General features: G+C 74.4%; 1 protein-coding gene and 1 pseudogene. Both read left to right on the forward strand.

Annotated elements, in window-relative coordinates; all coding sequences use genetic code 11:
• Window positions 1–3,427, forward strand: a 3,427-nt coding sequence (drmD, locus tag ENSA5_RS25230; protein WP_308726570.1) for a DISARM system SNF2-like helicase DrmD, incomplete at its 5' end; no start/stop codon positions are given.
• A pseudogene (locus tag ENSA5_RS38225) lies at window positions 3,424–6,580 on the forward strand (hypothetical protein); the annotation flags it as partial. The gene drmD and the pseudogene ENSA5_RS38225, both read left to right, overlap by 4 nt.

The following is a 6,580-nucleotide window of genomic DNA, read 5'->3' on the forward strand; positions in this document are numbered from 1 at the left end:
GGCCAAGCCCCCGCGCCCGAGCCCCTTGCCCGCGCGCCCGCCCGCCGAGCTCGGCGCGGCGATCCCCAAGCCCGGCCAGATCGCCCGCTGTCGCCACCGCAATTGGCTGGTCGAAGCCGTGCACCCGCCGACCGTCGCCCGGCGCAAGGCCGCCCACCTCGTCGATCTGGTCTGCCTCGACGACGACGCCCCGGGCCGCGAGCTCAGCGTGCTGTGGGAGCTCGAGCTCGGGGCCTACGTGAGCGAGCCCGAGGCCGGTCAGCTCCGCGGGCTCGCCGACTTCGACCCGCCCGAGCACTTCTCGGCCTACCTCAACACCTTGCGCTGGAACGCGACCACGGCCGCCGACGCGACCTTGTTTCAGGCCCCGCTGCGGGCCGGGATCCACGTCCAGAGCTACCAGCTGATCCCGCTGATGAAGGCGCTCGAGCTCCCGCGCGCCAACTTGTTCATCGCCGACGACGTCGGCCTCGGCAAGACCATCGAGGCCGGGCTGGTCATGCAGGAGCTGCTGCTGCGCCAGCGGGTCGAGTTCGTGCTCGTCGTCGGCCCGGCGAGCGTGTGCCTGCAGTGGCAAGAGGAGCTCTACAAGCGCTTCGGGCTCCAGTTTCAGGTCTACGACCGCGCCTTCGTCGCGCGGATGCGCCAGCAGCGGGGCTACAAGGTCAACCCCTGGACGACCCACAAGCGCTTCATCATCTCTTACCCGCTCCTGCGTCGGGCCGAGTACCTCGAGCCGCTGCGGGCGTTCTTGTCGGCCCACAGCGAGCACGGCAAGCGGCGCAAGTCGCTGCTGATCCTCGACGAGGCCCACACCGTGGCCCCGGCCTCGGGCAGCTCCTACGCCCTCGACTCGCAGATCACCCGGGTCGCCCGGGAGCACCTGTGCCCGCGCTTCGAGAACCGCCTGTTCTTGTCGGCCACGCCCCACAACGGCCACAGCAACAGCTTCTCGGCCCTGCTCGAGCTCCTCGATCCCCAGCGCTTCCACCGGGCCAGCTCGGTCACCGCCAACCCCGAGGCGCTCGAGGCCGTGATGGTCCGCCGGCTCAAGCGCGACATCCGGCGGGTGGCCAAGGGCCTGTTTCCCCGGCGCGAGGTCGTCGCCTTGACCCTGCGTCACGCGCCCGGGGCCGCGGGCGAGGTCGGGAGCTGGGCGCTCGACGCGAGCTTGCACAGCCCCCGCCCGAGCGCCAAGGACGACCCGGCCCTGGCCAGCTATACCCGCCCGGAGCTGCCCCTGGTCGAGCTCGGGGAGTCGCCCTGGTCCCTCGCTCAGGCGGCCGCGCCCGAGCTCGAGCTCGCCCGCATGCTCGGCGAGTACGAGCGCACGGTCGCGCCGGCCAACAAGCGCCAGCGCCTGGTCTTCGCCAACCTCCAAAAGCGCCTGCTGAGCTCGACGGCGGCCTTTTACCGGACCTTGTGCGCCCACGCCGAGCGCTTCGACGCCCACTTCGCCGCGCGCCTCGACGCCTCGCCGAGCACGCCCGCCGAGGCCGAGGCCCACGCGGCCCAGCTCGGCCGCGACGACGAGCTCGATCGCGCCGACGAGGCGCTCGAGGACGACGAGCTCCAGCAAACCGCCAGCGCCAGCGCCTCGCTCGGCCCGCCCTCGGCGCAGGCCCGGGCCCAGCTCGACGCGATGCTGACCCTCGCCCGGCGCAGCAGCGGCTCGGCCGACGCCCGGGTCCGGGCCCTGCTCGAGTGGATCCGCCGCAACCAGTGCCCGGCGGTCGGCCTCGGCGCTGGCGTCGAGCCCGGGGCCCGGACCAGCTGGGGCCCGCGCAAGCTGCTGATCTTCACCGAGTACACCGACACCAAGCGCTGGCTCAAGACCCTGCTCACGCGCGCCTTCGAGTCGACCGATCGCGGCGCCGAGCGGATCCTCGAGATCCACGGGGCGCTCGGAGACGAGCGCCGCGAGGCGATCCAGCGGGCCTTCAACGCCCCGCCCGAGGCCGACCCCGTCCGGGTCCTGCTTGCGACCGACGCGGCCCGCGAGGGCATCAACCTTCAGGGCGCCTGCGCCGACCTGATGCACTTCGACATCCCCTGGAACCCGGCCCGGCTCGAGCAGCGCAACGGCCGGATCGATCGGACCTTGCAGCCCGAGCCCGAGGTCCGCTGCCACTACTTCGTCTACGCCCAGCGCGAGGAAGATCGGGTCCTCGACACGATCGTGCGCAAGGTCGACGTCATCCGCGAGGAGCTCGGCTCGGTCGGCAGCGTGGTCATGGACCAGGTTGCCGCGACCCTCGAAGGCCGCAGCATCCGCCCGGAGCTCGCCGCCGAGCTCGAGGCCGCGACCAACCCGGGCGCGCGGCAGCAGGTGGTCCTGCGCGAGCTCGACGGGGCCGGGGCCGGGGGCCTGCGCGCGAGCGACAGGCAGCTCGACGGCGAGATCCGCCGGGCGGGCACGCGCTACCTCGACGCGGTCCGGCAGCTCAACTTCGAGCCGCGCCTGCTCCGTCAGGCCCTCGACGTGGCCCTGACCCTGCTCGGCGCCAACAAGCTCGAGCCGGTCGCGGGCGAGGGGCACAGCGAGGCCTTCCGCGTGCCCGAGCTCCCCGCCGGGTGGGAGAGCACCCTCGACGCGCTGCGGCGGCCGCGTGCGCGCGACGAGTCGCTGTGGGACTGGCGTCGGGCGGCGCCGCCCCAGGCCGTGGTCTTTGATCCGCCCCCGCAGATGACCTCGCCCCGGGTCCACCTTCACCTGCATCACCCCTTCGTCCGCCGCCTCCTCGACGTCTTCACCTCGGCCGGGTTTGGCGCGCACCAGCTCGAGCACCTCGCCCTGCTCCGCCACGAGCACGACGGCCACGCCTACGCCGTCGCCCTGGCCCGGGTCTCGCTCTTTGGTCACGGGGCCGTGCGCCTCCACGACGAGATCGTCGAGACGATCGTCCGGGTCAGCGGCGACACGGCCGAGGGCCCGCTCGCGCCCGTGTCCGAGCGCGAGTTTGGCCAGCTCTCGATGGTCCTGGGCGACCTGCTCGACGTCGAGGGCCAGGGCCCCACGCGCCCGCTCGGCGCCCACCAGCGCCGCTCGGTCCTCGCGCGGGCCCGCGGCGACCTCGCCGAGCTCTGGCCCCAGGTCCGGGCGCGGGGCCAGGTCGCGGCCGAGGCCGCCGGCGCGCGCCTGCGCGAGCGCGGCGAACAAGAGAGCCAGGCGCTCGAGAAGCTCCTCGTCGACCAGCGCCGCCGCCTCGCCGGGGAGCTCGGCCAGCAGCTCGAGCTCGCGGGCATCGCCAGGGAGGCCGAGCGCCGCCAGAGCCTGGCCGACCGCGACGCCCTCAAAGACCGCGTCGCCGCGATCCAAGACGAGATCGAGCACGAGCCCGGGCAGCTGCGCGCGCTCTACGAGGTCCAGCTGTGCCGGATCGAGCCGGTCGGGCTGGTCTACCTGTGGCCGAAGGTGTGGGGATGAGCAGGCACCGGATCGACGCACGCACCCAGGCGCGCTGGCACGAGAGCTGGCTGGGCATGGTCGACCAGGACGGCCTGGTCGTCTCGGTCCCCGTGCTCACGAGCGCGGGCTTGATGTTCCAGCGCGGGCCCGCGGCCCAGCGAAGCTACCGCGCGCAGCTGCTGCCGCCCGTCGATGAGCCGGCCTCGGCCGAGGGCGAGCCCGGGCCCAAGCCGAAGCGGCCCAAGCCCCGGTCCGCCGATCCCCTCGCCGAGGTCGAGCGCCCGCGCCTCGAGCTCCCCTCTCTCGAGGTCCTGCTCTTCGGGCTGCTCGAGTTCGCCCCCGGCGACATCGACCTCGGGGCCAGCTTGCCCCCGAGCTTGCACGTGGTCGCGGCCGACGCGGCGACCAGCACGATGATCCGGCCCAGCGCCGGGATCCGTCGCCAGGCCCGGCGGCAGCCGGCGCGCCCGAGCGAGGCCGACCCCTTCGCCGCGGCCGACCCCTTCGCGGCGAGCGACCCCTTCGCCGCGGGCGAGCCCTCGGCGCCCGCCGCCGCGGCCGCGCCTGCCCGCGCGCCGGCCCAGCCCGCGCCCGCCGACCCCTTCGCCGAGGATCCCTTCGCCGAGGATCCCTTCGCCGAGGATCCCTTCGCCGACGACCCCTTCGCGCCCGAGCCGGGCCCGTCTTCCGCCCCGGCCCCGAGCACCGAGGCCGCCGCCGAGCTCGAGCCCGACGCGTCCGACACCGACCCCGAGCGCTCGTCGGCCGCGCTCGCCGGCGGCGACTACCTCGCGCTGGTCTGGGATCTCGCCGACGAGGCCACGGCCTTCGGGCCCGAGGCGATCGGCCGCGACCTCGACCGCCCCGACCGCAGCGCCGACTGGAACTACCCCCCGGCCGCGAAGTTCGAGCGCCTGCTTCGCCACACCCGGGTCCCGATCGGCCTCCTGACCAACCGGACCCAGGTCCGGCTGATCTACGCCCCCCACGGCGAGACCACCGGCTCGCTGAGCTTCGACCTCAGCGACATGGCCGAGGTCGGCGGCCGCCCGATGCTCGACGCCTTTTGCGCCCTGCTCGGGCGCGACCGCTGGCTGACCCAGGCGGCCGAGCACCGGCTCCCGGCCCTGCTCGAGGCCAGCCGCAGGCAGCAGGCCGAGGTCACCGAGCGCCTCGCCGACCAGGTCTTCGAGGCCCTCTCGACCCTGCTCGTCGGCTTCGAGGCCGCGGCCTCCCGCGACCAGAGCGAGCTCCTCGACCGCCTCGTCGACCAGGGCCCCCGCGACGCTGGCACCGGTGAGGTCTACGCCGGCTTGCTGACCGTGCTGCTGCGCCTGGTGTTCATGCTCTACGCCGAGGACCGCGGCCTGCTCCCGGTCGAGCACCCGATCTACCAGACCGGCTACTCGCTCCTCGGCCTGTTCGACGAGCTGCAGCGAGATCAGGCCGCCCACCCCGACGCGATGGACCGGCGCTTCGGCGCGTGGTCGCGCCTGCTTGCGACCTGGCGGGCGATCCACGACGGCATCCACCATCGGGGCGAGGGCGGCGAGGCGCCGCTGATCATGCCCCCGCGCCGGGGCCACCTGTTTGACCCCGAGGCCTACCCCTTCCTCGAGGGCCGCGCCCGCGCCTGCGCCGAGGACAGCGAGCTCAGCGCGGAGCAGCGCGCCCAGGTGCAGGTCCCGAGCGTCGACGACGGCACCCTCTACGAGGTCCTCGACGCCCTGCTCTACCTCCGCGAGGGCCGGGCCCGCCAGCGGCTCAGCTACCGCGCCCTCGACGTCGAGCAGATCGGCAGCGTCTACGAGGCCCTGATGGGCTACGACGTCGCCCGCCTCGACCAGGCCTCGGTCCGCCTCGGGGCCCGCCGGGCCAAGGGCGTGTGGCTGGGCGCCGACGAGCTCCTCGCCGTCGCCCCGGCCCAGCGCGCGAAGTGGCTCAAGGACGAGCTCGGCCTCGACAAGTCCGCCGCGACCCGCCTGGCCCGGGCCGTCGCCGACGCGCTCGCGGGCCTGCCGAAGTCGGGGGGGCCGAGCCAGGCGCCCGCCCGGGCCGCCGCCGCCCGCGACGCGACCCTCGACGCGATCGAGGGCTTCGCCGGCAAGACCCACGGCCAGCGCCTCGCCGCCGGGCGCCTCGTGATCCAGCCCGGCGACGAGCGGAGGCGGACCAGCTCGCACTACACCCCCCGCGAGCTGACCGAGCCCGTCGTCCGCCGGACCCTGACCCCGATCCTGCGCACGATCGAGGCCGAGGCCGGGGGCCCGCCGAGCAGCGCGGCCCTGCTCAACCTCAAGATCGTCGATCCGGCCATGGGCTCGGGCGCGTTCCTGGTCGAGGTCGTGCGCCAGCTCGGCGATCACGTCGTCGCGGCCTGGCAACGCGAGGGTCGCTACGCCGACCAGGGCCCGCTGATCGCCGCCGCGCTCGGCGAGCTCAGCGGCGAGGCCCGGCCCCTCGAAGGCGAGACCGACGAGGCCGACCCGGTGATCGCCGCCCGCCGCCTGGTCGCCCAGCGCTGCGTCTACGGGGTCGACAAGAACCCCCACGCGGTCAACCTGGCCAAGCTCTCGCTGTGGCTGGTGACGATGTCGCGCAGCCTGCCCTTTACCTTTGTCGACCACGCCCTGCGCCAGGGCGACTCTTTGGTTGGCCTGAGCCTCGAGCAGCTCCGGGCCTTCGACTGGCGCGTTGGCGTCGACGCGGGCGAGGGCAAGGGCAAGGGCAAGGGCAAGGGCAAGGGCAAGGGCAAGGGCAAGGCCAAGCGGGGCAAGCAGGGCAAGCAGGCCAGGGCCCCGAGGCAGGTCGAGGACCCCGTGCTCGCCCGCGTGATCGAGCAGTCCTTGGCCCGGGCGACCGAGCTCCGCCAGAAGATCGTCGCGCTCGCGCGGCGCGACGGCGAGGAGGCCGTGCTCGAGCGCGAGGCGCTGCTCGACGAGGCCCGCGAGGCCCTCGACGAGGCCCGGCTCGCCGCGGATCTGTGCCTGTCGGCCTTCTTCGCCGAGAGCAAGACCAAGGCTCGGCTCGCGCGCCGGACCGAGGGGCTCGACGCGCTGATGGCGTGGATGGGGGCCCGGGCGCGCGAGCCGAGCCTTGGTCTTGCTCTCGGCGAAGAAGGCCGACAGGCACAGATCCGCGGCGAGGAGGCCGTGCTCGAGCGCGAGGCGC

It is taken from the genome of Enhygromyxa salina (genome assembly GCF_002994615.1).
GTDB classification, from domain to species: Bacteria; Myxococcota_A; Polyangia; order Nannocystales; family Nannocystaceae; genus Plesiocystis; species Plesiocystis salina_A.